This window comes from Wocania ichthyoenteri Th78, assembly GCF_000789235.1.
GTDB lineage: Bacteria > Bacteroidota > Bacteroidia > Flavobacteriales > Flavobacteriaceae > Wocania_A > Wocania_A ichthyoenteri.
The window spans coordinates 2,123,642-2,149,577 of the sequence record NZ_KN525716.1; the positions used below are offsets into that span (position 1 = coordinate 2,123,642).

Here is a 25,936-nt window from a genome sequence, read left to right on the forward strand (position 1 = left end):
TATGAAACTTTGTTTTACCATTTTTTTATTGTTTTTTGCATCCAATGTGTTAGTTGCACAACAAATAAAAGTTTTAAATAAACTTACCCAAGAACCTATTTTTGGTGTTGCGATTTATAATGCAAATAAAACTAAAAGTGTTATAACCAATTTAAATGGTGAAGCAGATTTAGATAAGTTTTCAGATACAGAAACTATTTATTTTCAACACTTATCACATCTTTTAAAAATACTAAAAAAATCTCAAATTAATATATTTAATATAGTTTATTTAGATGCGAATACTCAGGGGTTAGAAGAAATAGTTATTTCGGCTTCAAAGTTTGAACAAAGTAAAAAAGATATTCCTCAAAAAATCATTAGCCTAAATTCAGAAAGTATTCAATTTATAAATCCGCAGACTAGTGCAGATTTATTGGAAACTACTGGACAAGTTTATGTTCAAAAAAGTCAATTAGGAGGTGGGAGCCCAATGATTCGAGGGTTTTCTACAAACAGACTATTAATTTCAGTAGATGGTGTAAGAATGAACAATGCCATTTTTAGAGGCGGAAATTTGCACAATGTTATAGCTGTCGATCCATTTGCAATTCAGAATACTGAGGTAACTTTGGGTTCGGGTTCAGTTATTTATGGTAGTGATGCTATTGGAGGTGTTATGAGCTTTTATACCTTAAAGCCAAAGTTATCAAAAACCGATACGCTTTTATTTCAATCTAACGCTATTGTTAGATACGCCACAGCTAATGAAGAAAAAACGGGACATTTCGATTTTAATTTAGGCTACAAAAAGTGGGCGTTTTTAACGAATGTGAGTTATACCGATTTTAATGATTTAAGAATGGGAAGTTATGGTCCTGATGATTATTTAAGACCAGAATTTGCATTAACAACAAATAACGGCGATGTAATTATTGAAAACAACAATTCTTTAAAGCAAAAGTATTCAGGGTATAACCAAATAAACTTGATGCAAAAAGCACATTATCAACCTTATGAAAATTTAAGTTTCAATTTAGGCTTACATTATACTACAACTTCAGATATACCAAGGTATGACCGATTGATACGTTATAAAAATGATGCCTTACGTTCTGCCGAATGGAATTACGGACCACAGCAATGGTTTATGTCTAACTTTCAAATTACCAAGTTAAGTAGTCGATCTAATTTATACAATAAAGTTAAAGCAACATTAGCATATCAAAATTTTCAAGAGAGTAGAAAAGACAGAGGTTTTCAATCGGACATAAGAAGTATAAGAGAAGAAGCTGTTGATGCCTATTCTTTTAATTTAGATTTTGAAAAAACTTTGACTCCAAAAACTCAATTTTTTTATGGATTTGAGTATGTTTACAACAAGGTGATGTCGCATGGTAAAGAAGAAAATATTATAAACAATACAACGTTTCCAACAGTATCAAGGTATCCAAATGGAGCGAGTTGGCAATCGGCAGCTCTATATTCGAGTATTAAATATAAACCAAATTCAAAATTCGTTTTTCAATCGGGTTTACGTTTTAACCATATTGTATCTAAAGCTGATTTTAAAGCTAATAACGCATATTTGAATTTGCCTTTTGAATCTTCAGAAAATAAAGCAGGAGCATTTACAGGAACAGCAGGAATTAGTTGGTCGCCTAATAAGATTTTACAATGGAAATTAAATGCATCATCAGCTTTTAGAGCACCAAATATTGATGATATTGGTAAAGTATTTGATTCTGAACCAGGATCGGTAGTTGTACCAAACGAAAATTTAAAACCAGAATATGCTTATGGTGGCGAGTTAGGTTTGAAATTAAGTTTTAGTGATGCTTTTATATTAGATATGAGTTCGTATTACACCTATTTGAATAATGCTTTGGTACGACGTGATTACAACTTAAATGGTGAAACGCAGATTATGTACGACGGCGAATTAAGTAATGTGCAAGCGATACAAAATGCTTCAAAGGCATGGATTTATGGTTTTGAAGTGGGTTTGAATATGCGTATTATTAAAAGCCTCAAACTAACATCTCAGTATAGTGTTATTGGCGGTACCGAAGAAGAAGGAAATATTGAAGTTCCAATTCGACATGTAGCACCTAGTTTTGGAAACACCCATTTAGTTTGGAACTATAAAAATTTAAAAGTTGATGTATTTGCTAATTATAATAACGAATTAGCGTTTAATCAGTTAGCACCTTCTGAAATAGGAAAAGATTATATTTATGCAAAAGATGAAAACGGAAACCCTTATTCGCCTTCATGGAGTACATTAAATATAAGAACTCAATATCAAATAAATAACTCAACAACACTTACTGCTAGTTTAGAAAATATAACAGACCAGCGTTATAAAACCTATTCTTCGGGTATTGCAGCTGCAGGCAGAAACTTTATTTTGGCTTTAAAATATAGTTTATAACGTCATTACGAGGACGAAGGACGTGGTAATCTTTCTAATTGAGATTCTGCCAACTAAAACAAATACGTCATTGCAAGGAGGCACGACGTGGCATTTTTTTTGATAGAAGTTCAAAACTTAAATAAACAATTGCCAATCATACAAAAAGGTATAATTCACAATAACAACAATTATCTCTTAATCGCTTTTTTAGTAATAATCGTGCCATTTGATAGCGTCACTTTAGCAATATAAACCGTGCTTTTTAAGTTTGAAAGTTGATAAGTTTCAGAACTATTATTACCTTTTAAATTGTAAAGTTGTCTCCCTAAAAGGTCGTAAATCGCTATCGTTTTAATGTTTAAATTATTTGAGGTTTTAAAACTTACAAAGTTGTCATTTAATTCAATGATTTTAAGACTATCGTCATTTAAACTGATACCGTCTACAGACAATGCTTTAGCACTAAAAGCAATTTGAAAACGCGAGTTAAACTCACCAACTTCGGATGTAAATGTATAATCAGAATCAGACAGATTATGTATTTTATTAAGTAAATTATCTTTTAAATATAAGGTATTGTTATTTAAGTAATCGCCTTGTAATTGAGCAATTGATAAAGTATATAACGTTGCAACGTCAATTGAGGTTTTAAAACCTAAATCAATAATTTCGTTTTCATTTAAATCGCTTGGAGCTTTTCCTTGAATGGCGAATTTTTTATCTAAATTTTCTATTGATGTATATAGTACAGCGGCCACATTTGATAAAAGTTTTGGTGCATCATAAGACATGCCATCGTTTCCTTTTGTTGCACCATCTACATAGGCTACTAATATTTGATTAAACACGCCATCATCAGACGTTAGGTTTACCCATAATTTATTAGCTGTAACTCCTCCAGTATTCTTTTTTGAATTTGAACCTTTAAAAAATTGAGTGTTGCTTGTTGCATCTGCCATACGCATAGCGTTAGTAAACGTAACATTGTTATTGTCTAGACCTGCAACAAAGAAGCCTTGAGCTGAAGGAATGTATTGAGTAGGTATATCTGGACTACCACCAGCAACTCCTCCAGACCCAACAGTAAATACGGCATAATCATTTTGGTTAAAGTTCAGTACTTGATTTCCTGGGTTTGTATCAAGAGGAGGTCTTGCTTGCGACCAAAAGTAAGCCGCACCATCAATAATACTAGAATTTGCAGCTTGCAACGCAATAAAATCCATAGCGCACGGATATGGGTTACCGATAAAATTCCAGCTACCAAGTGTATTTAATGCATTATAAGAAATTCCTGTTGTTATGTCGCCTGTATTGAAAGGGCCAATAAAATCGGCACTATCATTTCCTCCAGGTATATGAAAAGGTCCTGCGGTAGCTGCATAACCCATTCCAGGAATCATTGTATCTGTACCAGAAGCTACAACCCAATCATCACCATTATCGTCAATTTCGTCTGAAATACCATTGGTAGTACCAACTGTATGTTCATCTAAATAATTTGCAGCATTAAACCAAAAACGTCTATCTGCATCAGTATCAGGAAAAGCACCAGCAATAGTTTCACCGCTTACTGGAGAACTCCAATAGGTATAGTAATACCAATCTTGTTTGGGAGGAGTAACTTTATTTACAGATGCCGTTCCAGATGCACCGAGTGTAAAAGTGCCAGAGCTATCGTTTTGTACAAAATTACCTTGGGTTCTTACCCTTATTTCACCATTGTTAACCAACACATCGTTTTCAACTTCTATAAAAGTGTTATTGCTAACTCTTAAAATAGCACCGTTATTGATGGTTAATCTACATGCCTTAAAACTTATTTCGCTTCCGCCATTTCCAGTATTATAATCAGAATCAATAATAACCTCAGTGGTTAAATCGGGTGTTCCGCCAATCCAAGTTGTACCATTCCATGTTGCAGTTGAGGCACAGGAAGCAGCGGCAACGCATGTATATGAGCATCCACCCAAAACAGGTCTATTAGTTACAGTATTTGAGTTAGTTTGATACCAATTAGTGATATTTACGGTTGCTACTGCTTCCAAAATTAAAGCTTGATTACTTGTAACAGTGCAGAGATAATTACTATTATCATTATCTCCTAAGTTTATTGCGTTAACACCTTCTGTTAAACCAGCTGGAACTGCACTATTGTACATGTCAGTCGCATCAGTCCATCCGTTTGCATTACCAAAGTGAACTGCATATAAAAAGGTAGGTTCAGTAAGGTTGCCTTGGTATGCTATAAGTTGGTCGCCAGGGCCACCGCTATTGCTCGCAAAAGAAAAACCACCTTCTGATTCAGTAGCATTCCCAATAGTAGCAGAATATGTGTTAGATCCCATATCCGTAATTATTATTTCGGTGCCGCAAGATAAATTACTATCTGCTGTCCAAGTAACAATACCTTCGGGTACTGGATTACCAAACGAATTTAATAGCCAACCTCCTGTTGTAAACCAACTTTTGTCGGTAAAATTAATAACAGTATTGTTAGAAACATCTGTTAGTAATACAAACGAAAATTGATCGGGGTTATCAGAATTCACTCCTGTAATGGCTATGTCTCCTTCTGCAAGTGTTGTCTGCCCATACCCAAAACCAACCACGCCTAAAAAAGTGATTAATAAAATAAAGGATTTTATATTAGTAATTTTTTGCATCATACTAAGTTTTTATAATCTATACTTTGCCTGCGCTTAGTATAGTAGATTTGGTTTTTATAAATTTTATTCTTTTTGTTAATTTATCTATTGCTATTTTTGACAACCAATGCAGCCAAAAAAAACATATACGCTACAAGAAGCCACCAAAAAACTAGAGCATTATTGTGCGTATCAAGAACGATGTCATCAAGAAGTTAGACAAAAACTAGAAGGTATGTATATGATACCTGAAGCTATAGATGTAATAATAGTACATCTACTAAAGCATAACTTTCTTAACGAAGAACGTTTTGCCAAAACATTTGTAAGTGGTAAGTTCAGAATTAAGCGTTGGGGACGCCGTCGTTTAACTTTAGAATTAAAGAAAAAAGACATTAGCAAAGTTAATATAAATCAAGCACTTAGCACTATTGAAAATGGGGAGTATATCGAGATTTTCAATAGTTTAGCCGAAAAAAAAGTTAATTCTATTAGAGAAACTAACATCTATAAGAAGCGAAAAAAATTAATCGATTATTTGCTATATCGTGGTTGGGAATCGCATTTAGTGTACGAAAAAGCTAACGAAATTATAAAATAAGTCCGTTTTTTTCGTGGGTTTTTACAATAGCTTGTTCATTCTTCCAATCTATCCATTTCTGTCCTTTTAAGCGTCGCATAGCATTATCATAATTTCTCATGATTAAAAGGTTATAAACAGCTTTACTAAAGTTTTTTGGATTTCTGGCAATAGCACGTAAACTCATTGAAAAGCCTGGTGTTATATAGCGCATATAATGCCAATAGCCTTCGGGCATGTACAACACTTCGCCATGATTTAATTCTGTTTTAAAACCTTTAGCTTTTTTAAGCATAGGCCATTTTTCAAAATCAGGGTTATTAAAATCAATATCTTCTCTTGTTATTAAAGAATGTGGGATTTTATATAAATAATTATTCTGTTTTTGGTCAAATAAAATAACCTTTTTTTTACCTTCAAAATGAAAATGAAAAATATTAGCCAAATCAATATCGTAGTGCATAAATGTGTGCGAATCTTTGCCACCAAAAAATAGCATGGGTAAGCCTTTCATAAGACGTAACCCAAAATCTGGATAGCTAAAATCGTTTTGTAATTGAGGCACTTCTTTTAAAATATTCCATAGAAAAATTCTAAATTTTGTAGGCTTTTGCTTTAATAAATCTACATACTCGCTCATTTTCATTTTGGCATGTGGCTCATTAAAACCATCTTTATAATCCACAGGTCGGTCGTCGTAAAGCGGTACCATTTTATCGCCAGCAACGGCTTTCATGTAATCTAAATCCCATATTGTGTAAGCAGGCCAATGCTCAATAAAACGCTCAATAACCACAGGTTTTTGTGGTTTAAAATAGTGTTTTAAAAAACCTTGCTTAGTAATCGTTTTTACACGAGGAATATCTTGTAAATTTAGTTCCAATACTTAACTTTTTATTAAATCAAAGTTAATAAAACGTTGCTAAAATTAAAATAGTGTTTTGGGCGTTACCCAAAAAAAAGGGGTCGGGCTTTACGTTATAAGTCCTCGCACCAAAAAAGGTGCTGTGGGCTTTCCACTGCAATCCCTAACGCGGGCATGCCATTAAAGGTCATTTTTATAAGCTATGGTTATTATTTAACCGCTTTTGCCTTTTCTTTAGCAGCTTCGTTGCGTTCAATAGTATGTTTAGGTCGTGTCCATTTAGGTTTTTCACCTAAAGCTTCAAACTGAGATTCGGCAGCTTCAACCGTTTGTGGTTGTACCTTTTTAGTAAAAGGTTTTTGCGGATTTAAGCCTAACATTTTAAACATTTCCATATCCTCATTTACATCAGGATTTGGTGTTGTTAAAAGTTTATCGCCAGCAAAAATAGAATTTGCACCAGCAAAAAAGCACATGGCTTGTCCTTCGCGAGTCATTTGTGTTCGTCCAGCACTTAAACGTACTTGAGTTTCTGGCATTACAATACGTGTAGTAGCTACCATACGTATCATTTCCCAAATAGAAACAGGTTTTTGATCTTCTAATGGTGTGCCTTCAACAGCAACTAATGCATTAATAGGCGTCGATTCTGGTTGCGGATTTAAGGTTGATAACGCTACTAGCATACCAGCTCTATCTTCAACGTTTTCGCCCATACCAATAATACCACCACTACAAACCGTTACATTGGTTTTCCGCACATTATCAATAGTATCTAATCGGTCTTGATAACCACGCGTAGAAATCACTTCTTTATAATATTCTTCAGAGGAGTCTAAATTATGATTGTAAGCATATAAACCAGCTTCAGCTAAACGTTGTGCTTGATTTTCGGTAATCATACCCAAAGTACAGCACACTTCCATGTCTAATTTGTTTATGGTTCTAACCATTTCTAAAACCTGATCAAATTCTTCGCCATCCTTTACATTTCGCCATGCAGCTCCCATACAAACCCGCGAGCTTCCAGTAGATTTTGCACGTAAAGCTTGAGCTTTTACTTGTTGAATCGTCATTAAATCGTTACCTTCTATATTCGTGTGGTAACGTGCTGCTTGTGGGCAATAGCCGCAATCTTCAGAACAACCGCCAGTTTTAATAGATAACAATGTAGAAACCTGCACCACATTTGGGTCATGGTTTTTTCTATGAATTGTAGCAGCTTCGTAAAGCAACTCCATTAAAGGTTTGTTGTATATATCTAGAATTTCTTGTTTAGTCCAGTTGTGTTTGGTTACGCTCATAGTGTAAAATATAGGTGTAAAAGTAAAAAATTCCGCTGTAAAAGCGGAATTTTAATTTTATTCTTTGTTCTCAGAACTATCTATTTCCTTTTTATTGGAATCATCGAGCTGTTCAGATTTTACATCTTTTCCTTTTAAATATTCAGGTAATTGCATTCCAGCCATGTTAAACATTTCTTGCAAAGGTGGTACAGATTGATACATACCCGAAAGGAAGTTCGCCGTTGAGGACTTTCCGTCTTTTCCGCCGCCATTTTCCCAAACGGTAACTTTATCAATTTTAATGTTTTTAATCGCTTCGGCTTGTGTTTTAACTAATTCAGGTAATTTATCAGCTATCAACAATAACACCGCATCTTTTGAATTGTTGCCAGCAGCCTTAACGATTTGATCTAAACCTGCGGCTTGTTTGGTTAGTACTTCATACAAACCTTGAGCCTCTGCTTGCGCTTTAAATAAAATCGCATCAGCTTGACCTTTTGCAATTCTTCTAATGTTTTCTGCTTCAGCTTCAGCGTCAATTTCTACTTTTCTTTTATCAATTTCAGCAGGTACAATAATATCTGCCATTTGAGATGAACGTTCTCTTTCTGCTCTGGCTGTTTCTGCTTCTTTTTCGGCAGCATACGATTCTTCTAAGGCTTTTGCACTCTGTACTTTCTCAGATGCAATCGCTACACGTTCTGCTTCTGCTTCGCGTTGACGACGTAACGAATCGGAATTAGCAACGGCGATTTTTGCGGTATTTTCTCCTTCTACAGCTTGCGCATTAGCAGCAGCAACTTGAGTTCTTTCGTCTTGAACTGCATTCGCTTCACCAATAGATCCATCTCTAGTTTTTTCGGCAACCGATTTACGTGCTGCATTTATAGCATGTGCCGCAGCTTCTTTACCTAAGGCTTCGATGTACCCGGATTCATCAACAATATCGGTAATGTTTACATTAATTAGTTTTAAACCTACTTTCTTTAATTCGGTTTCTACGCTTTGAGAAATGTTAGTTAAGAATTTATCGCGATCATTATTAATTTCCTCAATGTCCATCGAGGCAACTACTAAACGTAACTGACCAAAAATAATTTCTTTTGCTAGTTCCTGTACATCTTGCGCTCCCAAACCTAATAAGCGTTCTGCAGCATTTTGCATAACACCAGGTTCTGTTGAAACACCTATAGTAAAACGCGATGGTACATTTACACGAATATTTTGTTTAGATAGCGCATTAACAAGATTAACTTCTATAGAGATTGGTGTTAAATCTAAAAATTCATAATCTTGAATTACTGGTATTATAAATGCAGCGCCACCGTGAATACATTTTGCCGATTGTCCGCCGCCAACTTTACCATAAACGACTAAAATCCTATCAGATGGACAACGTTTATAACGTCTTATTAATACAATTAGAAAAAGAAATATAAATAATACGCTAAAAATTAACGCCATTGGGAGTCCTAAATTAAATCCCTCCTGAATTATCAGTAATTTCATAAGTGTGTGGTTTTATTGGTTCTATTGGTTTTATTGTTTGATCTACTATTAATATACCATTATTGGTAACATCAATTACTTTTATAATGGTTCCAGATTTTAGTGCTGTTAAGGAATCTGTAAGTGCATCTAGTTCGCGTAAAGAGCCTTGAACGTTTACACTAACTTTCCCCATTTTAGATCGGTTAGATCCAATAGTCAAATACACTTCTCCAATAGCACCAATAGCATTTTTGTAGTTTAGAGTACCACTGTCAGTTAATTTTCGCATCAAATAAAACATAGCTGCCATTATAATCATCATAACTATTCCGGAGAAAAGAGAAATGATAATTGTTAATGGTTTTGATAGTCCAGTTTCAATACAAGCAATACCACTCCATCCAAAAATGGTAAAAAATCCTACTAAATTTTTAAAAGTTATAAATTGAAACCCAATACCTGCGTCTGCATCTATTTCAGAATCTAAATCTTCAAATTCATCAGCGTCACCTCCAGTAAATGCTAGAATAATTACAATAGTAAAAACAAGCGATCCTAAAATGGCAATTAGCCAATATATTTTTAATAGTAAGCCTAAATTTGAAAACCATTCTGCCATTGTGTATGAGATAAATATTACGGAATAAATATACAACCTTTATAAAGTTTTTCAACTTTATCTCTAAAGAAAACAAGTATTATGTTTTTAACTAAAATCTATATAAAATATAAACCTATTTTCTATTTATTAGTAGCTTAAACTTTTGTTTTGTTACAATAGGGTTTAAACTTTGAAGTATTTCTTTTAATAACCTCTAGAACTTTTACTTAAAATATTTACTCAATTAATTGTCTGCCCAATTCTGCTAAAAACGGAAAACCAACAGTATCATATTCGTAAACATTATCGTTAAAAATTTGGTTTTTATTAACGTGAATTGTTGCCGTTATAATGTATTCTTTTTTAGTTTGTTCATTTAAAATATAGGCGCAATCTGTTAAGTAGCCATAGGCATTACCTACTTTGTTGTATATTTTTATGTGTTTTGGAATGGGTTTTTTTGAGTCGCCAAAAACTAAAAACTTAACATAGCTTTCGTGATATTCATTTGATGTGTAACCTGCTTCATGAGGTAGGATTTTCATGGTATTTATTAAAAACTTTCTATCGTTTGGTGTTAAATGAAATTGTTTGTTTTTCGGATATAATTCAGGAAACATAAGCTGTTTCATTATTTGGTGTAAAGCGGTTACAGGCAAATAATTTTTTAATGAAAAATCCATAGGATTGTTAACCAAGCTGTCACCAATCATATACCCTTTTCCTTTTTTAATTTTGTTTAGATTTAAAGGTTTTATAGGTTGGTTTATAACAGAATCAGTCTTAAAAACAACTTGATTTTGATAGTAAAAAATAATTGGTTTTGTTTTTAAATGGGCAGAATTATCAACCGATAATCTATGAGAAATTCTAGTGTTTATGCCTTTTTCTTTAAGTTTCTTATTGATGAAATCTTTACCTAAATATTCGTATAATCTGTTATAAGCACCGTTATCACTTACTGCAAATATTTTTTTAATGTCGTTAGATAAAGTTGTTTTAACACTATCGCCTTCTATATTAAATATTGAATTTCTATCAATGAGATTGTTTGTCCTTATTTTTTCTAAAGCCAGTATAGCAATAGGGAGTTTTACAGTGCTAGCAGGATAAAAATATGTGTTATCATCAACTTGAAAACTGTGGTCTTCAAAATAAACGGAGTCTTTTACTTTTTTAACTTCAGTAAATAAAATTTGAACTTCATGGTTTTCAATAGAGTCCACAACCGTTTTAATTTTTTTACTATCAGAATGCAGAATCCTTTCAATAGGATTTACACTTTCGTTTTTACAACTTGAGAATACGATAATAGCGACTAAAATAAAAAATCTCATTATAGTAATTGGTTTTAATAAATATAACAATTTATTTTTTTAATAGTATTGAAACGGCATTTCCTCCAAAACCAACAGCGTTAACAAGAATATGTTTAATTTTTTTAGGTGTTTTTTGATTTTCTAAATAAGGAATACTAATAAATTTTTGATGTTGTAGCATTAAAACAGCAAGCTCAATACTTAAAGAACCAGATGCTCCAAAGGTGTGTCCTATCTTCCATTTGTTACTAGTTAATGCTGGAAGATTATTATTGAAAATAGATTGAATGGCTTTATATTCTGAAAGGTCGCCTTTTATAGTTCCAGGGGCATGCATTACAATAATATCTATATTATCTGGATTTAGATCGCCTAAAGCCATCCGCATTGATTTTTGAAAACATTTTGCATCGGTAGAAATAGAGATATTGTGTTCTAAAATTTCAGTAGCGTAACCAATACCAGTAATGTAAGCCAAAGCATTTTCTTTTTTACCAGATTCTAAACAAGCCATTGATGCGCCTTCGCCTAAAATCATAGTGTTTTGTTTTTTAGATAAATCTAAAGCACGACTCGGAAATTCATTGTTTTGGTTAGCATAAATTTTTAACGCTTGCATTTGCGCTATGGTAAACGGTGTTAAGGGGGCTTCGCTACCACCAACTAAAAATTTGTTGCACATACCAGAATTTATCCAAGCAATACCATTTAGCATCGAGTGTAATGCTGTGGAACAAGTTATTGAATGACTTATTTCTGGACCTTGGGTCTGTAAATCATGGGCTACCCAAGATGATATATTTCCTAGTGTTGTGGTTGGTGAACTTAAGGTTTTTGCTTTGTTGTTTTTTAGAAAATCCTTGTGGTAATCCTCGAAAAGTTGCGTGGCGCCACGAGAAGAACCAATGTTAATACCAAAGTTATTTGAAGCATTCCAACGGGCATTTTTTATAGCTTGTCTTGACGTATAAATAGCATACAAAACGGTGTTGTCTAGTGATTTATATTTGTTGTCTGATAGTCTTAAAGTTTCAATGTCTTGTTTGGCCTCTAAAGGAATTTCGGCAACCAAAACAGATTCGTTTTTGATCTTTTTTTCAGTAATGTAGTGCTGATTGTTTTGGTAGTTCTTCCAAATTTCATCTAGTGATTTTCCCAAAGGAGAAATGGAAGCAATGGCAGTTATTGAGATTGGTTTTTGCATAGTTTTTCGTCATGCTGAATTTATTTCAGCATCTCATAATATTAGGATGTGAATCTGAAATAAGTTCAGATCGACGTTCAGCTTTCAAAGTTAGACTATTTCTAAAGCATCCTCAATAACTTGATACACTTTTTCTAGCTGTTTTTTAGTAATTACATAGGGTGCTTGAATATAAATGGTATTGCCTAACGGACGTAAAAACACGCCATTATCCATAAAAAATTTAAACAATTTATCGCGTAAATTGCCATAGCGTTCCATTTTTACATCTAAATCGAGAGCGAAAATGATTCCTAATTGTCGTGTAGATTTTACTTTAGGATGATTTTTAATGTGATTACCAAAAACTTGATGAGACGCAGTAATAACTTTAATGTTGTTTTGAATGTCTTGAGATTGGAGTAACTCAATACTCGCTAAAGCTGCAGTACAAGCTAATGGATTTGCAGAATAGGTATGCCCGTGAAATAAGCCTTTACTAATATCGTCACTATAAAAGGCATCGTAAATTTTTTGAGAGCATGTAGTAAGTGCCATAGGTAATAAACCACCAGTTAATGCTTTACTTAGGCATATAATGTCTGGTTTTGTTTCCATGTAAAGCGATGCAAAATGTTTGCCTGTTTTTCCAAAACCTGTCATAACTTCGTCGGCAACGGTAATGATGTTGTGTTTTTTACAGAATTTTAGAATTTTATTTAATCCTTCGGCATTATGCATTTTCATTGCTGCTGCCCCTTGTACCAAAGGTTCGTAAACAAATCCTGCAACTTTATTATTTGAAACGATTTCTTGTAATGCTTTTAAAACAGTATGATGATTTTTTCCATTTGGAATAGGAATTCGTTTTACATTTAAAAAAAAATCTTCAAAAGGGCCGTTATAAATTGAAAGCCCTGAAACACTCATCGCTCCAAAAGTGTCACCATGAAACCCATCTTCAAAAGCAATTAAGGTATTTCGCTTTTCGCCGGTATTAAAATGATATTGCAATGCCATTTTAATACCGATTTCAACAGATGTTGAGCCGTTATCGCTAAAGAATATTTTACTCTGATTTTCTGGTAGAATTTTAATAAGTGCTTCGGATAATTTTACAGCAGGTTCGTGCGTAAAACCACTAAATACTACCTGATCTAGCTTTTGCATTTGGGTAGAAACACGACTTGTTATATAATCGTTGCAATGCCCATACATACATGTGTACCATGAAGCAATGGTATCAATGTACTCGTTACCATCTTCATCGGTTAACACACATTCCTTAGCTTTGGTTATGGCAATAGTTTCTGGATGCAATTTGTGCTGCGTTAATGGATGCCATAAGTGTTTTTTGTCTCTTTCTTTTAAGCTCATATTCGTCATGCTGAACTTGTTTCAGCATCGCATTTTATTAATAATCCAAAGTTTTAAAAGTTGGATTTGTTATCTTAATTAAATTCAATTTCTATTCTTTGTGCCAATTTTTTAATTGTTTTTCTCTAGCAATTGCTTGTTCAATATTTGAAAATATTTCAAAATAAATTAAATCTTTTATATTATATTTTTCAGTAAATTTTGATGCAGTTCCATCATAATGTTTTTCTAAACGGTTTGAAAGGTTTGCGGTAACACCGATGTAAAAAGTTGTTCTATATTTATTTGTTAATATGTAAGCATAACTTGATTTCATTTCTTGATGTGACCCTGAAACGAGTTCAGGGTGACGTTACAATTTGTCTTTAAACAATTCAGCATATTCTTTTACAACATTTTTATCAAAATAAGGTTCTTCATCAATTCTACCAATCACAGGAACATTTGTCATTTTTTTAATAATATTTTCGGTTGTTTTGTGTTCGTTTCCACTAAAAATTAGCGATACATCAAAACCTTTTTCTTTTAAAGTATTAACGGTTAAAAGGGTGTGATTTATACTCCCTAAATAATGTCTAGAAACGACAATAACTTTATAGTTAGGTTTAATTAAATCGAAAATAGTTTGTGTATCATTTAAAGGCACAAACAATCCGCCAGCACCTTCAATAACTAAATGGTTATTTGTTTTTGGAGCTCTAATTTTTTTAATATCAATAGAAATACTATCAATTTCTGCCGCTGCATGCGGACTCATGGGTGTTTGCAGCACATAGGTATTTGGGTGAAATTTTGATTTTGAATTCGAAACCAATCGCTCCACTTTTTTAGTATCACAGTTATCTAGTTCGCCAGCTTGCACGGGTTTCCAATAATCGGCTTTCAAAGCTTCGGTTACTATGGCTGAAGCTATGGTTTTACCAACATCGGTAGAAATGCCTGTGATGAAATATGTTTTCATGTGTTTGTTTTTATTGCTTTTTAATGGTCACATGTAGGTTTCATTCTAAATCGAATTCTGTTTTACAATCTTCGCATTTATATTTATGTTTTGCATGCAAAGGCAGTGTTCCAAAAAGAAAGCCAAAGATAAAAGCAAAAAAGGATTTAAAATCTTTTATTGTAGAAAACAACTCTATTTTTTCGCTTCTGCAATTTGGGCAATTAATAGTATTTCCTTCATCATCAATAGAGTATTTTTTAATGGTATCTAAAATATGTTGTGCTTCAATAGCTTGAGTAGATAAAACTTTTAGTTTAACACCTCCAATAGCATTACTAACTAAAGGATCAGTGTCTATTGTAAGATTATCAGATAGGAATACTTGAATGCCTTCAGCTTCTAGTCTGCCTTTAATGATTTGCGCTTCAGCCGAATATTGAAATTTGGCTATTGTTTTAAAAGTGTCGCTCATATAATATTTTTCGTTTTCGTCATGCTGAACTTGTTTAAGCATCCCGTTACCCTAATATTCTAAAGTTTTTAAAGAGGGATTCAATGTCTTAATTAAATTAAGTTTCTATTTTTTATGTCAATTTTTTAATTGTTTCTCTCTAGCGATTGCTTGTTAAATATCTGAAAATTCTTCAAAATATATTAAATCTTTTGTATTGTATTTTTTTGTGAATTTTGAAGCAGCTTCATTGTAATGTTCTTCTAGTCGTTTTGATAAATTTGCTGTAATTCCTATGTAAAAAGTAGTTCTATATTTATTTGTTAGTATGTAAATGTAACTTGACTTCATAATTTTGATGCGACACTGAAACAAGTTCAGTGTGACGAGTGCTTACTTTACAAAAGTAGCTAACAACTTTAAAACTTCTGTAATTTCTTTTTTAGAATTATAACTATGCAAGCAAAAACGTAAACGTTCTTCTTTTTTTGTAACTGTTGGCGATAAAATGGGCTTTAGATTAAAACCGTGTTTTTGAAGGTTTTTAGCAATTAATTTTACCTTTTTGTTTCCTGAAATGATGCAACAATGTATAGGAGAATCACTTTTAATAAAATGATTTTGAAGATTGTTTTTGATAATTTCTGCTTTAAAATATTGAATATTTTTATGTAGTCTCTCTCTGTTTTTTGTTGTAATCAATTCATTATAAGACGAATGAATGGTTGCAAGCGCATGAGGAGGTAAAGCAGTTGTGTAAATAAAACTTCGAGAAAAATTAATGAGATATTGTTTTAAAGTTTCATTTCCAAGAATAGCAGCACCGTGACACCCCATAGCTTTTCCGTAAGTAACTAAACGTGCAAAAACATCTTTTTCTAGATTTAATTTTTGAACTAAACCAACGCCACGTTCGCCAAAAACGCCAATAGCATGAGCTTCATCAACAACCAAAAAGGCATTATATTTTTTGCTTATTTGGCATATTGCATCCAAATTTGGTGAGTCGCCATCCATTGAAAATACTGATTCTGTAACAACGTATATATCTTGATGAGATTTTGAAACAAGTTCAGAATGACGAAGCAATAATTTGTCTAAGGCGTCCAAATCATTATGCTTAAACTTATAAGTTTTTGCATTTGAAAGTTTAATGCCATCGCGAATAGAAGCATGTATATACTCATCATATAAAATAACATCATCACGTTGTGGCACACTACTAAAAAAACCAATATTGGCGTCGTAACCGGAATTAAAAACTAGTGCCGATTCGCTATTATGAAAATCGGCTATAATGTTTTCTACAATATTGTATAAATGATGATTTCCAGAAAGCAAGCGTGAACCTGTTGCTCCATTTTGTTTAATATTATGACCAATTAAAAACTCATGTATGCTGTTAAAAATAGCTTCAGATATAGCAAACCCTAAATAATCGTTTGATGAAAAGTCTATTAAAGCATTTTGTGAATCAAGTTGACGTAACGCATTATTTGCTTTACGTTCTTCAAGTTTTTGCTGAAGTTTTTTTGGAAATTGATTCATAAAACAAAAGTAGGGAGTTAATTTGAATATACAATTTTACTAGTTTCTTGTAGAGGCTTTTATTTAATATAAACTTATTTTAAGATTAAAACATTTTTTGAATGATACACCCTCAAATCGAATTTTCGGAAAAGTTTAACGAACTTACGTTGTAATTAAAATACGAACCGAGTATATTCGTTATAACAATTGTTTCGCGTTAAGGATTGTAGTGAAAATCCTTTTTTATGTCAGTTCGAGTGTTTCGATTTTTTTTAATCGAAATGTATCGAGAACTTTAAAAAAGATTGAAACGAAAAGCCTGCCCCGAATGACTTAAAGTTTTTAATACTAATCTTGAAATTTTAAATGAGGGTAACGCCATAATTATAAAATAAATTAATGCCAGAACATAAACAACTTAAGTACGATAAGGCTTATTTAAGAATTGCTAAAGAATGGGGGAAATTATCGTACTGTAAGCGTAGGCAAGTTGGCGCGCTTATTGTAAAGGATAGAATGATAATATCTGATGGATACAATGGTACACCATCGGGATTTGAAAATTTTTGTGAAGATGAAGAGGGTTACACCAAATGGTATGTGTTACATGCCGAGGCTAATGCCATTTTAAAAGTCGCAGCATCTACACAATCAGCAAAAGGGGCAACGTTATATATAACCATGTCGCCTTGTAAAGAGTGTAGCAAGCTAATCCATCAAGCCGGAATTGTAAAAGTGGTTTATAACCAAGCGTACAAAGACGATTCTGGATTACGTTTTTTAGAAAAAGCAGGTATAGAACTTAAATTAATTGAAGCCATAGACGAATAATGGGTTATCAAAAAAAATACTTACCATTAGTTTTAGGAGTTGCTATTGCAGCAGGCATTTTTATTGGCGGAAAGTTGAATTTTTCCGATTCGCCAGATCGCCTATTTTCTACAAATAGCAAAAAAGATAAGCTTAATAGGCTTATTGATTATATTGATTACGATTACGTAGATGAAATAAATACAGATAGTATTGTAGATGTTACGGTTAATGGTATTTTAGATAATTTAGATCCACATTCGGTATACATTCCAAAAGAAGATATGGAGCGTGTTGCCGAAAACATGAAAGGTGATTTTGTGGGTATTGGCGTTAGTTTTTATACCTATAAAGACACCATTACAGTTATAAGGCCTATAGAAAATGGTCCGAGTGCTAAAGCTGGCATAAAAGGTGGTGATCGTATTATTATGGCTAATGGCGATTCGCTTTATGGAGAACGCTTAAACGATGGCGAATTGGTTAAAAAACTTAAAGGGCCAATTAATAGTAAAGTGAAATTAAAGGTATATAGAAAAGGCGAACCAAAGCTTTTAGATTTTACCGTTAAGCGCGGTACCATTCCTATAAAAAGCGTTGATGCCGCTTACATGCTAACCGAAAAATTGGGTTATATAAAAATTAATCGCTTTGCAGAATCTACATACAAAGAGTTTAAAGCAGGGTTAGAAAAACTTATTAGCCTTGGTGCTACTGAAATGGCTATTGATTTACGCGATAACCCAGGTGGGTTTTTAGGTATTGCCGAACAAATTGTTGATGAGTTTTTAGAAGATGATAAGCTTATATTGTTTACAAAAAACAAGCGAGGTAATATCGAAAAAAGCTATGCAACAAGTAAAGGTAAATTTGAAGAAGGCAATGTTTATGTGCTGATTGACGAAAACTCTGCATCGGCTAGCGAAATTGTAGCAGGCGCCTTACAAGATAACGATAAAGGTACTATTATTGGACGACGCTCGTACGGAAAAGGACTCGTACAACGCGAAATGGATTTGGGCGATGGTAGTGCAGTACGTTTAACGGTGTCACGTTATTATACGCCAACTGGTCGCTCTATTCAACGTCCATATAAAAAAGGGCATAAAGATTATTACGACGAGTATTTTGATAGATTAGACAGCGGCGAACTTCTCGATCCTGAAAAAATTAAAGTTGCCGATTCGCTAAAATTTACCACACCAAAAGGTAAAATTGTCTATGGTGGTGGCGGGATTATCCCCGATGTATTTGTGCCAATAGATAATAGTATGCACAACGAAACACTTACCTTTTTGCAACGCCGTGGGTTTATTGGTTATTTTGTGTTTGAAGAATTAGAAAAAGACAGACACCTTTATGACGATATTTCTAGGCAAGAATTTATTGATAGTTATGAGGTAGGCGAAGATTTGGTATTTGCTTTTCAAGATTACTTAAATATAAGAACAGATTCTAAAATAACTTTTGTGGCGTATCACGAAGAAGTTAAACAATACATTAAAGCCACTTTAGCCGACCAACTTTATAGCAATGGCGCTTTCGAAGAAGTATTCAATCAACGCGATATTATGATTGATGAGGTTATTAAGTTGAGTGATGGGGAGTAGTTTTCTAAACCTTATCATGTACCTTAACATGCTTCCCGCCATTCCAAAGCGTTAAAATATCTGTTGCTACATGGGCTCCACTACCAGAAGCTATGGCAAACTGACTGCGCCAACCAGCTAATGTGCCAGCAACATATAAATTATTTTCAATTAAATGATTGGTGTTTTTTAACCAAATACGATTTTTTTCAATCGCAGCTCTAGGGTGAGGTTCTATATATGGATACAAGCCTTTAATAGTCATTAAATTAGTATACCCAACAGCAATAACAACGAGTTTAGATTCGTAAATATTTTTATTAGTTTCAACTTTAAAACCGTTTATAGATTTAGAAATTACACAAACTTTTTCGTTTTCAATTTGCTCAACATGCGGATATAAATCGTGTAATTGCTTTTTACCACTTTCTAAAATAGAAGCTCCTGTAGTTTCAGGTTTTAAACCCAATACATTATTAAATAAAGCCATTTGTAAATGTGATGTTTTTTGATGCGTTATGATGGCAATGTGCTTGTTTTTAGCAAAGGGTTTGTTTTTTGCAGACCCTAAAACCAAAGCACAAGATAAACCTGCCGCACCACCACCAATAATTAAAGCATCAAGCATTACTTGTTTTGTTTTACCTTTTGTTCAATACGTTTTGAGGTTCTTAAAATAGCCATCATTATAATAACACAACATGAGGCTACAATAGTAATTAAAGCAATCATGCTATCATCTTCAAAAGGCGCATTAAAATCTACTTTTGTAAAGTTAAAAATAATAAGCCCTAAAGCAATTATACTAAGTAATATGGTAAATAGTTTCATGTGTTTTAAATTTTATTGTTTTGCAATACATTGTTTGTTAAACACTCATTATAGGCTTTAAGCAATGTCAAACAGGGCTTTTATATTATGGGCAAATAGTTTTACAGCAATTGCTAATAATACAACACCAAATACTTTACGTATAATATTAATACCATTTTGCCCAATAAGGCGCTCTATTTTCGACGATGTTTTAAGCACAACATAAATAATAATAACATTCATTAAAACAGCTACAATAATATTTTCTATTCTAAATTCTGCTCTTAAAGATAATAAAGTAGTTAAACTTCCTGGGCCAGCAATTAGCGGAAATGCTAAAGGAAAAACTGCAGTAGTCATAGAAGTGTTTTCTTCTTGCTTATAAAGTGTAATACCTAAAATCATTTCTAAAGCAATAAAAAACAAAATAAAAGCACCAGCAACTGCAAATGAGTTTACATCTATACCAATAAGGTTTAAAATACTTTTTCCTAAGAATAGAAATACGATTAAAATAACTCCAGCAATTATTGATGCTTTTTCGCTTTGTATATGCCCTACTTTTTTACGTAAATCAATAACAATAGGAATATTGCCAACAATATCAATTACGGCAAATAGCACCATAAAAGCTGTGAATATTTCTTTAAAATTAAGTTGCATTTTTAAAAGGTTTAAATTCAAAAATATCTCGCAGCCTGCTGCGTTTCTAATCATTTGTCATTCTCGCGAAGGCGAGAATCTGAAAAATTAAAAATCTCTAGAAATAGAGGTTCTTAATTTTTCGGCAAAAGTAGATGATTATTACTAATTTATAACATTAATTTAAGCTAAAGTTTCTCTATTTTTGTGACATGTTTCAATTAGGAAAAACCATAGTTTCAGAAGATATAATAGAAAAAGATTTTGTGTGTAATCTGTCAGCATGCAAAGGCGCATGTTGTATTGATGGCGATGCTGGGGCGCCACTTGATAAAGACGAAACTCAAATCCTAAAAGATATTTACCCAAAAGTAAAACCTTTTTTACGACAAGCGGGTATTGATGCTATTGAGAAACAAGGTACACATATTACTACAGATTTTGGAGATTTTGAAACTCCTTTAATTAATAATGCAGATTGTGCTTATGTTATTTTCGATGAAAAAGACACAGCGCTTTGCGGTATTGAGGAAGCCTATAACCAAGGTGAAATTTCTTGGAAAAAACCAGTGTCTTGTCATTTGTATCCTATTCGTGTTAAAGAATATTCTGAATTTTCGGCGGTAAATTATGATAAATGGGAAATTTGCAATGATGCTTGCTCACTTGGAAAAGAATTACAAGTTCCTGTTTATAAATTTGTAAAAGAAGCACTAATACGTAAGTTTGGTGAAGATTGGTATAGCGAATTAGAAAAGGTTGCTAAAACTTTTTAAAACCCTTAAAAAAATCTTTTAAAACATCAATGAAATAAGGTGTTTGTTAGTTTGTAATCTTTTATTTTTGTGTCAACATTTTTTAGTCTTAAAAAAATTAAAACACTTAAAATCAGTATATTATAAAATATTTTTGTAAACTTCTAATAATCAAGGCTATTATTTGTTTGTTAAAAACTTGTTGACAATGTTTATAACTATGCCTTTCATTTACGGTTACATTTTCCAATCTTTGTTAACCCGAAATAAAAGTAAATTATCGTTAAATTTTTATAAAAACTAAAAAAAACAATGTCTCAAGCCATCGAACCCATTTTACAAGAAAACAAAGATCGTTTTGTTATTTTTCCTATTCAACATCATGATATTTGGGAATGGTATAAAAAGCAAGAGGCAAGTATTTGGACTGCAGAAGAGATAGATTTACATCAAGATCTTAACGATTGGAATAATAAATTAACTGATGACGAGCGTTATTTCATCAAACATGTTTTAGCATTTTTTGCAGCTTCAGATGGCATTGTAAACGAAAATTTAGCAGAAAATTTCGTATCTGAAGTACAATACTCAGAAGCTAAATTCTTTTATGGTTTTCAAATTATGATGGAGAATATTCATTCTGAAGTATATTCATTATTAATTGATACTTACGTAAAAGACGATAAAGAAAAAGACGCATTATTTAATGCTATTGAAGTATTTCCAGCTATCAAAGAAAAAGCAGATTGGGCACTTAAATGGATAGATTCTCCAAGTTTTGCAGAACGCTTAATTGCATTTGCTGCGGTTGAAGGTATCTTTTTCTCTGGGAGTTTCTGCTCTATTTTCTGGCTTAAAAAACGTGGATTATTACCAGGATTAACTTTTTCTAACGAGCTTATTTCAAGAGATGAAGGTTTACATTGTGATTTTGCCGTGCACTTACACCAAAACCATATTGTAAACAAAGTGCCAAAAGAAAGAATCACTAAAATATTAACAGATGCTTTAGATATTGAGCGCTCATTTATTACCGAATCACTTCCAGCAAGTTTAATTGGTATGAATGCTAAATTAATGACTCAATATTTAGAGTTTGTAACTGATAGATTGTTGGGTGAATTTGGATGCGATAAAGTTTACAACTCAACAAATCCTTTTGATTTTATGGATATGATTTCTTTACAAGGAAAAACTAATTTCTTTGAAAAACGCGTGTCTGAATATCAAAAAGCAGGTGTTCTTAATAAAGAAGAAGACAAAGATAAATTTAGTTTTGATGCCGACTTTTAATTAAGAAAGCAAGCAACAATAAAAAGGTTTCGTAATCTCTTAAATTCATAGAGAAAAACGATTTTCAATAAATAATTAACTATTAAAGAGAACTATTTTAAGGCTAATTAACCACTAGCCTTGAACTATAGAATAAATAACTAACCATTTTTCTGAATTTGGTGGTTCAGAAAGAAACTTAAAAACGTGTAAAAATTATGTATGTAGTAAAAAGAGACGGCAGAAAAGAACAAATAATGTTCGATAAAATTACCGCTAGAGTAAGGAAATTATGTTACGGATTAAACGAATTAGTAGATCCTTTAAAAGTAGCAATGCGTGTAATTGAAGGGCTGTACGATGGTGTTACTACTAGCGAGCTTGATAATCTTGCTGCAGAAGTTGCTGCAACCATGACGACTGCACACCCAGATTATGCACGTTTAGCAGCTAGAATTTCGGTTTCTAATTTACACAAAAACACAAAAAAGACATTTAGTGAGGTGATGACAGACCTTTACACCTATGTAAACCCAAGAACCAATAAAAAAGCACCATTGTTATCTGATGAGGTTTACCAAGTAATTATGGATAATAAAGATAGATTAGATTCTACAATTATCTATAACCGCGATTTTGGTTACGACTATTTTGGGTTTAAAACTTTAGAGCGTTCTTACCTTTTAAAGCTTAACGGAGAAATTGCTGAACGTCCGCAACACATGCTTATGCGTGTTTCAATAGGGATTCATTTAAATGATTTAGATTCAGCTATTGAGACCTACGAGTTAATGTCTAAAAAATATTTTACACACGCTACACCAACCTTATTTAATTCAGGTACACCAAAACCGCAAATGTCATCTTGTTTCCTTTTAACAATGAAGGAAGATAGTATTGATGGTATTTACGATACATTAAAGCAAACGGCAAAAATATCACAATCTGCAGGAGGAATTGGGTTAGCAATACACAATGTTCGCGCCACAGGTAGTTATATTGCTGGAACAAACGGTACATCAAACGGAATTGTTCCTATGTTGCAAGTATTTAACGATACAGCACGTTATGTAGATCAAGGTGGCGGAAAACGTAAAGGAAGTTTTGCTATTTATATTGAAACTTGGCATGCCGATATTTTTGATTTTTTGGATTTAAAAAAGAATCACGGAAAAGAAGAAATGCGTGCACGTGATTTATTTTATGCGATGTGGACATCTGATTTATTTATGAAACGTGTGCAAGAAGATAGCGAGTGGACTTTAATGTGTCCTAACGAATGCCCAGGATTAGACGAAGTACACAGTGAAGCTTTTGAAGCGTTGTATACTAAATATGAAGCCGAAGGAAAAGGACGTAAAACAATTAAAGCACGTGAGCTTTGGGAGAAAATTTTAGAATCTCAAATTGAAACAGGCACACCATATATGTTGTATAAAGATGCAGCAAACCGTAAATCTAATCAACAAAATTTAGGAACTATTCGTTCGTCAAATTTATGTACAGAGATTTTAGAATACACATCTCCAGACGAGGTTGCTGTTTGTAATTTAGCATCAATTGCTTTACCAATGTTTGTTAAAAATGGAGAATTCGATCATAAAGAATTATTCCGTATAACTAAACGTGTCACTAAAAACTTGAACAGAGTAATCGATAGAAATTACTATCCTGTAAAAGAAGCTGAAAACTCTAATATGCGTCATCGCCCTATTGGATTGGGTGTTCAAGGATTGGCAGATACCTTTATTCAATTGCGTATGCCTTTTACAAGTGATGCCGCTAAAAAATTAAATCAAGAAATTTTTGAAACGCTTTATTTCGCTGCGGTAACAGCAAGTATGGAAGAGGCAAAAGAAGATGGCCCTTATCAAACATACAAAGGTTCGCCTATAAGTAAAGGTGAGTTTCAACATAACCTTTGGAATATTAAAGATGATGAATTAAGCGGACGCTGGGATTGGGAAAAACTACGCAAGCAAGTAATTAAAAACGGGGTTCGTAACTCCTTATTAGTAGCTCCAATGCCAACAGCATCAACGTCTCAAATCCTTGGGAATAATGAGTGTTTCGAACCATATACGTCTAATATTTATACCCGTCGTGTGTTATCTGGTGAGTTCATCGTAGTTAATAAACATTTATTAGAAGATTTGGTAGAGTTGGGTCTTTGGGATGATAATTTAAAGCAAGCCATTATGAGAGCAAATGGCTCTGTACAACATATCGATATTATTCCTCAAGATATTAAAGACTTGTATAAAACCGTTTGGGAGCTAAGCATGAAAGATATTATAGATATGTCTCGTCAACGCGGATATTTTATAGATCAGTCACAATCTTTAAATCTATTCTTAGAAGGTGCGACTATGGCTAAATTAACATCAATGCATTTTTACGCATGGAAAAGTGGCTTAAAGACAGGCATGTATTATTTAAGAACAAAATCTGCTGTTGATGCTATTAAGTTTACTTTAGATACTAAAAAGAAAGAAGAACCAGTTGCAGAAACTGTAGAGATTAATAGTGTTGTTACACAACAACAAGAAGAGGCTAAGAAAAAGAAATTAGCAGCACAAAATGCCGCTAAATTTGCACAACAAAATAAGTCAGAAGTAGAAGTTGAACCTATGAGTGCTGATGAAATGAAAGCACTCATTGCTCAAGCCAAAGCTGCAGAAGGAGACGATTGTTTAATGTGTGGATCTTAAATCAGTTATTGGGTAGTTCCCTCGAAAGAGGGAACCCCAAATTTTTAAAAGCATCTCGAAAGAGGTGCTTTTTTATTTGTGGCATATTAGTTAAAAAAACTATTTTTAAACTTTAATTTAACCAACCAACTACTTATGAATAATCAAAATTTTAGAATTACTCCAGATTTATATGCAACTAAAGGAAACCGTTTTGCAAATTACATTATTGATAAAATTATATTTTATGTTTTAATATTTGGTTTAAGTTTTCTTATTGGAGTTATTGTTTATTCTTTTTTTACAGATACTACAGCTTTTGATAAACTTTTATATGATATTGAAAATATGGGTACACTAATGGATAGATTGCTAACAAGTATAGTCTTTATTATTTTTTATATGATTGCTGAAATTATACTTAAAGGTAAAACAGTAGGAAAGTATATAACAAAAACATTGGTGGTTATGGAAGACGGATCGAAACCAAAAGCATCAGATATTGTTTTACGCAGTTTATGTAGATTAATTCCTTTCGACGCTTTTTCATTTTTAGGAGCAGAAGGAAGAGGGTGGCACGATTCAATGTCAAATACATATGTTGTAGATGAGAAAAAATTTAAAGCCAAAAAGAATGCCCAAAATGAATTAGATCAAATTGGAGTAGTACAAGAAATAGAATAAGTTTGAACTTTA

The 25,936-nt window shown here is 32.8% G+C and carries 24 protein-coding genes; 8 read left to right on the top strand and 16 right to left on the bottom strand.

From position 1 onward, the window contains the following. The first annotated feature begins 1 nt into the window (after window position 1). Window positions 2-2,413 (top strand): TonB-dependent receptor, encoded by a 2,412-nt coding sequence (locus RG22_RS09285; RefSeq protein ID WP_034042688.1) that lies wholly within the window; start codon window positions 2-4, stop codon window positions 2,411-2,413. 170 nt (window positions 2,414-2,583) lie between these two features. Here RG22_RS09285 and RG22_RS09290 read toward each other — a convergent pair whose 3' ends face one another. Continuing rightward, complete coding sequence (locus tag RG22_RS09290; protein WP_081997698.1) at window positions 2,584-5,064, bottom strand: T9SS type A sorting domain-containing protein; 2,481 nt, start codon at window positions 5,062-5,064, stop codon at window positions 2,584-2,586. A gap of 106 nt (window positions 5,065-5,170) precedes the next feature. Here RG22_RS09290 and RG22_RS09295 point away from each other — a divergent pair, with 106 nt between their 5' ends. Next, entirely contained in the window at window positions 5,171-5,644 is a 474-nt protein-coding gene (locus RG22_RS09295; protein ID WP_034042694.1) for a regulatory protein RecX, read from the top strand. Here the strand turns inward: RG22_RS09295 and RG22_RS09300 are convergent. The 12 genes from RG22_RS09300 to RG22_RS09355 all read right to left on the bottom strand — a co-directional run bounded on the left by RG22_RS09300 (window position 5,634) and on the right by RG22_RS09355 (window position 16,687). Next, on the bottom strand, window positions 5,634-6,506 hold the full coding sequence (locus RG22_RS09300) for a cupin-like domain-containing protein (protein WP_034042697.1): 873 nt from the start codon (window positions 6,504-6,506) through the stop codon (window positions 5,634-5,636). The two genes, RG22_RS09295 and RG22_RS09300, sit on opposite strands and share 11 nt — an antisense overlap. 191 nt (window positions 6,507-6,697) lie before the next feature. Further along, window positions 6,698-7,792 (bottom strand): biotin synthase BioB, encoded by a 1,095-nt coding sequence (gene bioB / locus RG22_RS09305; RefSeq protein ID WP_034042700.1) that lies wholly within the window; start codon window positions 7,790-7,792, stop codon window positions 6,698-6,700. A gap of 57 nt (window positions 7,793-7,849) precedes the next feature. After that, window positions 7,850-9,283 carry a flotillin family protein gene (locus RG22_RS09310; protein WP_034042701.1) on the bottom strand — a complete coding sequence of 478 codons (1,434 nt, stop codon included), beginning with the start codon at window positions 9,281-9,283 and terminating at the stop codon, window positions 7,850-7,852. Beyond that, window positions 9,252-9,884: a hypothetical protein gene (locus RG22_RS09315; RefSeq protein WP_052143690.1), complete on the bottom strand. Its 633-nt coding sequence runs from the start codon at window positions 9,882-9,884 to the stop codon at window positions 9,252-9,254. The genes RG22_RS09310 and RG22_RS09315 overlap by 32 nt, the downstream gene beginning before the upstream one ends. A 218-nt stretch (window positions 9,885-10,102) precedes the next feature. Continuing rightward, entirely contained in the window at window positions 10,103-11,203 is a 1,101-nt protein-coding gene (locus tag RG22_RS09320) for a serine hydrolase (protein ID WP_034042703.1), read from the bottom strand. A gap of 31 nt (window positions 11,204-11,234) precedes the next feature. After that, window positions 11,235-12,389 (bottom strand): beta-ketoacyl synthase N-terminal-like domain-containing protein, encoded by a 1,155-nt coding sequence (locus tag RG22_RS09325; protein ID WP_034042706.1) that lies wholly within the window; start codon window positions 12,387-12,389, stop codon window positions 11,235-11,237. 90 nt (window positions 12,390-12,479) lie between these two features. Beyond that, complete coding sequence (gene bioA, locus RG22_RS09330) at window positions 12,480-13,745, bottom strand: adenosylmethionine--8-amino-7-oxononanoate transaminase (protein ID WP_034045926.1); 1,266 nt, start codon at window positions 13,743-13,745, stop codon at window positions 12,480-12,482. Between the two features lie 91 nt (window positions 13,746-13,836). Continuing rightward, window positions 13,837-14,061: a GIY-YIG nuclease family protein gene (locus RG22_RS09335; protein ID WP_052143691.1), complete on the bottom strand. Its 225-nt coding sequence runs from the start codon at window positions 14,059-14,061 to the stop codon at window positions 13,837-13,839. 36 nt (window positions 14,062-14,097) lie between these two features. Next, on the bottom strand, window positions 14,098-14,706 hold the full coding sequence (gene bioD / locus RG22_RS09340; RefSeq protein WP_034042708.1) for a dethiobiotin synthase: 609 nt from the start codon (window positions 14,704-14,706) through the stop codon (window positions 14,098-14,100). 40 nt (window positions 14,707-14,746) lie between these two features. After that, window positions 14,747-15,160 carry a putative signal transducing protein gene (locus RG22_RS09345; RefSeq protein ID WP_034045928.1) on the bottom strand — a complete coding sequence of 138 codons (414 nt, stop codon included), beginning with the start codon at window positions 15,158-15,160 and terminating at the stop codon, window positions 14,747-14,749. A gap of 153 nt (window positions 15,161-15,313) precedes the next feature. Then, window positions 15,314-15,490: a GIY-YIG nuclease family protein gene (locus RG22_RS09350; protein WP_244462136.1), complete on the bottom strand. Its 177-nt coding sequence runs from the start codon at window positions 15,488-15,490 to the stop codon at window positions 15,314-15,316. Between the two features lie 42 nt (window positions 15,491-15,532). Continuing rightward, entirely contained in the window at window positions 15,533-16,687 is a 1,155-nt protein-coding gene (locus RG22_RS09355) for an aminotransferase class I/II-fold pyridoxal phosphate-dependent enzyme (protein WP_034042710.1), read from the bottom strand. 381 nt (window positions 16,688-17,068) lie between these two features. On the opposite strand from RG22_RS09355, the gene RG22_RS09360 reads away from it, so the two are divergent. Together RG22_RS09360 and RG22_RS09365 are read left to right on the top strand one after the other, a co-directional pair. Further along, window positions 17,069-17,500 (top strand): deoxycytidylate deaminase, encoded by a 432-nt coding sequence (locus tag RG22_RS09360; RefSeq protein ID WP_034042712.1) that lies wholly within the window; start codon window positions 17,069-17,071, stop codon window positions 17,498-17,500. After that, window positions 17,500-19,089: a S41 family peptidase gene (locus tag RG22_RS09365; RefSeq protein WP_034042713.1), complete on the top strand. Its 1,590-nt coding sequence runs from the start codon at window positions 17,500-17,502 to the stop codon at window positions 19,087-19,089. Before RG22_RS09360 ends, RG22_RS09365 begins: the two co-directional genes overlap by 1 nt. A gap of 4 nt (window positions 19,090-19,093) precedes the next feature. Here RG22_RS09365 and RG22_RS09370 read toward each other — a convergent pair whose 3' ends face one another. The 3 genes from RG22_RS09370 to RG22_RS09380 are packed head-to-tail and all read right to left on the bottom strand — an operon-like array spanning window position 19,094 to window position 20,544. Next, complete coding sequence (locus RG22_RS09370) at window positions 19,094-19,696, bottom strand: FAD-dependent oxidoreductase (RefSeq protein WP_034042714.1); 603 nt, start codon at window positions 19,694-19,696, stop codon at window positions 19,094-19,096. Further along, window positions 19,696-19,899 carry a hypothetical protein gene (locus RG22_RS09375; RefSeq protein ID WP_034042715.1) on the bottom strand — a complete coding sequence of 68 codons (204 nt, stop codon included), beginning with the start codon at window positions 19,897-19,899 and terminating at the stop codon, window positions 19,696-19,698. The genes RG22_RS09370 and RG22_RS09375 overlap by 1 nt, the downstream gene beginning before the upstream one ends. Window positions 19,900-19,956: 57 nt before the next feature. After that, on the bottom strand, window positions 19,957-20,544 hold the full coding sequence (locus tag RG22_RS09380) for a MarC family protein (protein ID WP_034045930.1): 588 nt from the start codon (window positions 20,542-20,544) through the stop codon (window positions 19,957-19,959). A gap of 191 nt (window positions 20,545-20,735) precedes the next feature. On the opposite strand from RG22_RS09380, the gene RG22_RS09385 reads away from it, so the two are divergent. The 4 genes from RG22_RS09385 (at window position 20,736) to RG22_RS09400 (ending at window position 25,924) form a co-directional block, all read left to right on the top strand. Beyond that, window positions 20,736-21,299 (top strand): DUF3109 family protein, encoded by a 564-nt coding sequence (locus tag RG22_RS09385; protein ID WP_034042716.1) that lies wholly within the window; start codon window positions 20,736-20,738, stop codon window positions 21,297-21,299. Between the two features lie 291 nt (window positions 21,300-21,590). Then, a complete protein-coding gene (locus tag RG22_RS09390) occupies window positions 21,591-22,571 on the top strand; it encodes a ribonucleotide-diphosphate reductase subunit beta (protein ID WP_034042717.1) in 981 nt (326 codons plus the stop codon). Window positions 22,572-22,768: 197 nt separating this feature from the next. Further along, the gene (locus RG22_RS09395; protein ID WP_034042719.1) at window positions 22,769-25,261 is read left to right on the top strand and encodes a ribonucleoside-diphosphate reductase subunit alpha; all 2,493 of its coding nucleotides are present in this window, start codon (window positions 22,769-22,771) and stop codon (window positions 25,259-25,261) included. Between the two features lie 135 nt (window positions 25,262-25,396). Beyond that, window positions 25,397-25,924, top strand: a complete 528-nt coding sequence (locus RG22_RS09400; protein WP_052143692.1) for an RDD family protein — start codon at window positions 25,397-25,399, stop codon at window positions 25,922-25,924. The last annotated feature ends 12 nt before the right edge of the window (window positions 25,925-25,936 follow it).

What these genes read in the sequence shown, in the direction of transcription:
- RG22_RS09285 (WP_034042688.1), top strand. Translation starts at nt 2, where the DNA reads ATGAAACTTTGTTTTACCATTTTTTTATTGTTTTTTGCATCCAATGTG.
- RG22_RS09290 (WP_081997698.1), bottom strand. Translation starts at nt 5,064, where the DNA reads ATGATGCAAAAAATTACTAATATAAAATCCTTTATTTTATTAATCACT.
- RG22_RS09295 (WP_034042694.1), top strand. Translation starts at nt 5,171, where the DNA reads ATGCAGCCAAAAAAAACATATACGCTACAAGAAGCCACCAAAAAACTA.
- bioB (WP_034042700.1), bottom strand. Translation starts at nt 7,792, where the DNA reads ATGAGCGTAACCAAACACAACTGGACTAAACAAGAAATTCTAGATATA.
- RG22_RS09310 (WP_034042701.1), bottom strand. Translation starts at nt 9,283, where the DNA reads ATGAAATTACTGATAATTCAGGAGGGATTTAATTTAGGACTCCCAATG.
- RG22_RS09315 (WP_052143690.1), bottom strand. Translation starts at nt 9,884, where the DNA reads ATGGCAGAATGGTTTTCAAATTTAGGCTTACTATTAAAAATATATTGG.
- RG22_RS09320 (WP_034042703.1), bottom strand. Translation starts at nt 11,203, where the DNA reads ATGAGATTTTTTATTTTAGTCGCTATTATCGTATTCTCAAGTTGTAAA.
- RG22_RS09325 (WP_034042706.1), bottom strand. Translation starts at nt 12,389, where the DNA reads ATGCAAAAACCAATCTCAATAACTGCCATTGCTTCCATTTCTCCTTTG.
- bioA (WP_034045926.1), bottom strand. Translation starts at nt 13,745, where the DNA reads ATGAGCTTAAAAGAAAGAGACAAAAAACACTTATGGCATCCATTAACG.
- RG22_RS09335 (WP_052143691.1), bottom strand. Translation starts at nt 14,061, where the DNA reads ATGAAATCAAGTTATGCTTACATATTAACAAATAAATATAGAACAACT.
- bioD (WP_034042708.1), bottom strand. Translation starts at nt 14,706, where the DNA reads ATGAAAACATATTTCATCACAGGCATTTCTACCGATGTTGGTAAAACC.
- RG22_RS09345 (WP_034045928.1), bottom strand. Translation starts at nt 15,160, where the DNA reads ATGAGCGACACTTTTAAAACAATAGCCAAATTTCAATATTCGGCTGAA.
- RG22_RS09350 (WP_244462136.1), bottom strand. Translation starts at nt 15,490, where the DNA reads ATGAAGTCAAGTTACATTTACATACTAACAAATAAATATAGAACTACT.
- RG22_RS09355 (WP_034042710.1), bottom strand. Translation starts at nt 16,687, where the DNA reads ATGAATCAATTTCCAAAAAAACTTCAGCAAAAACTTGAAGAACGTAAA.
- RG22_RS09360 (WP_034042712.1), top strand. Translation starts at nt 17,069, where the DNA reads ATGCCAGAACATAAACAACTTAAGTACGATAAGGCTTATTTAAGAATT.
- RG22_RS09365 (WP_034042713.1), top strand. Translation starts at nt 17,500, where the DNA reads ATGGGTTATCAAAAAAAATACTTACCATTAGTTTTAGGAGTTGCTATT.
- RG22_RS09370 (WP_034042714.1), bottom strand. Translation starts at nt 19,696, where the DNA reads ATGCTTGATGCTTTAATTATTGGTGGTGGTGCGGCAGGTTTATCTTGT.
- RG22_RS09375 (WP_034042715.1), bottom strand. Translation starts at nt 19,899, where the DNA reads ATGAAACTATTTACCATATTACTTAGTATAATTGCTTTAGGGCTTATT.
- RG22_RS09380 (WP_034045930.1), bottom strand. Translation starts at nt 20,544, where the DNA reads ATGCAACTTAATTTTAAAGAAATATTCACAGCTTTTATGGTGCTATTT.
- RG22_RS09385 (WP_034042716.1), top strand. Translation starts at nt 20,736, where the DNA reads ATGTTTCAATTAGGAAAAACCATAGTTTCAGAAGATATAATAGAAAAA.
- RG22_RS09390 (WP_034042717.1), top strand. Translation starts at nt 21,591, where the DNA reads ATGTCTCAAGCCATCGAACCCATTTTACAAGAAAACAAAGATCGTTTT.
- RG22_RS09395 (WP_034042719.1), top strand. Translation starts at nt 22,769, where the DNA reads ATGTATGTAGTAAAAAGAGACGGCAGAAAAGAACAAATAATGTTCGAT.
- RG22_RS09400 (WP_052143692.1), top strand. Translation starts at nt 25,397, where the DNA reads ATGAATAATCAAAATTTTAGAATTACTCCAGATTTATATGCAACTAAA.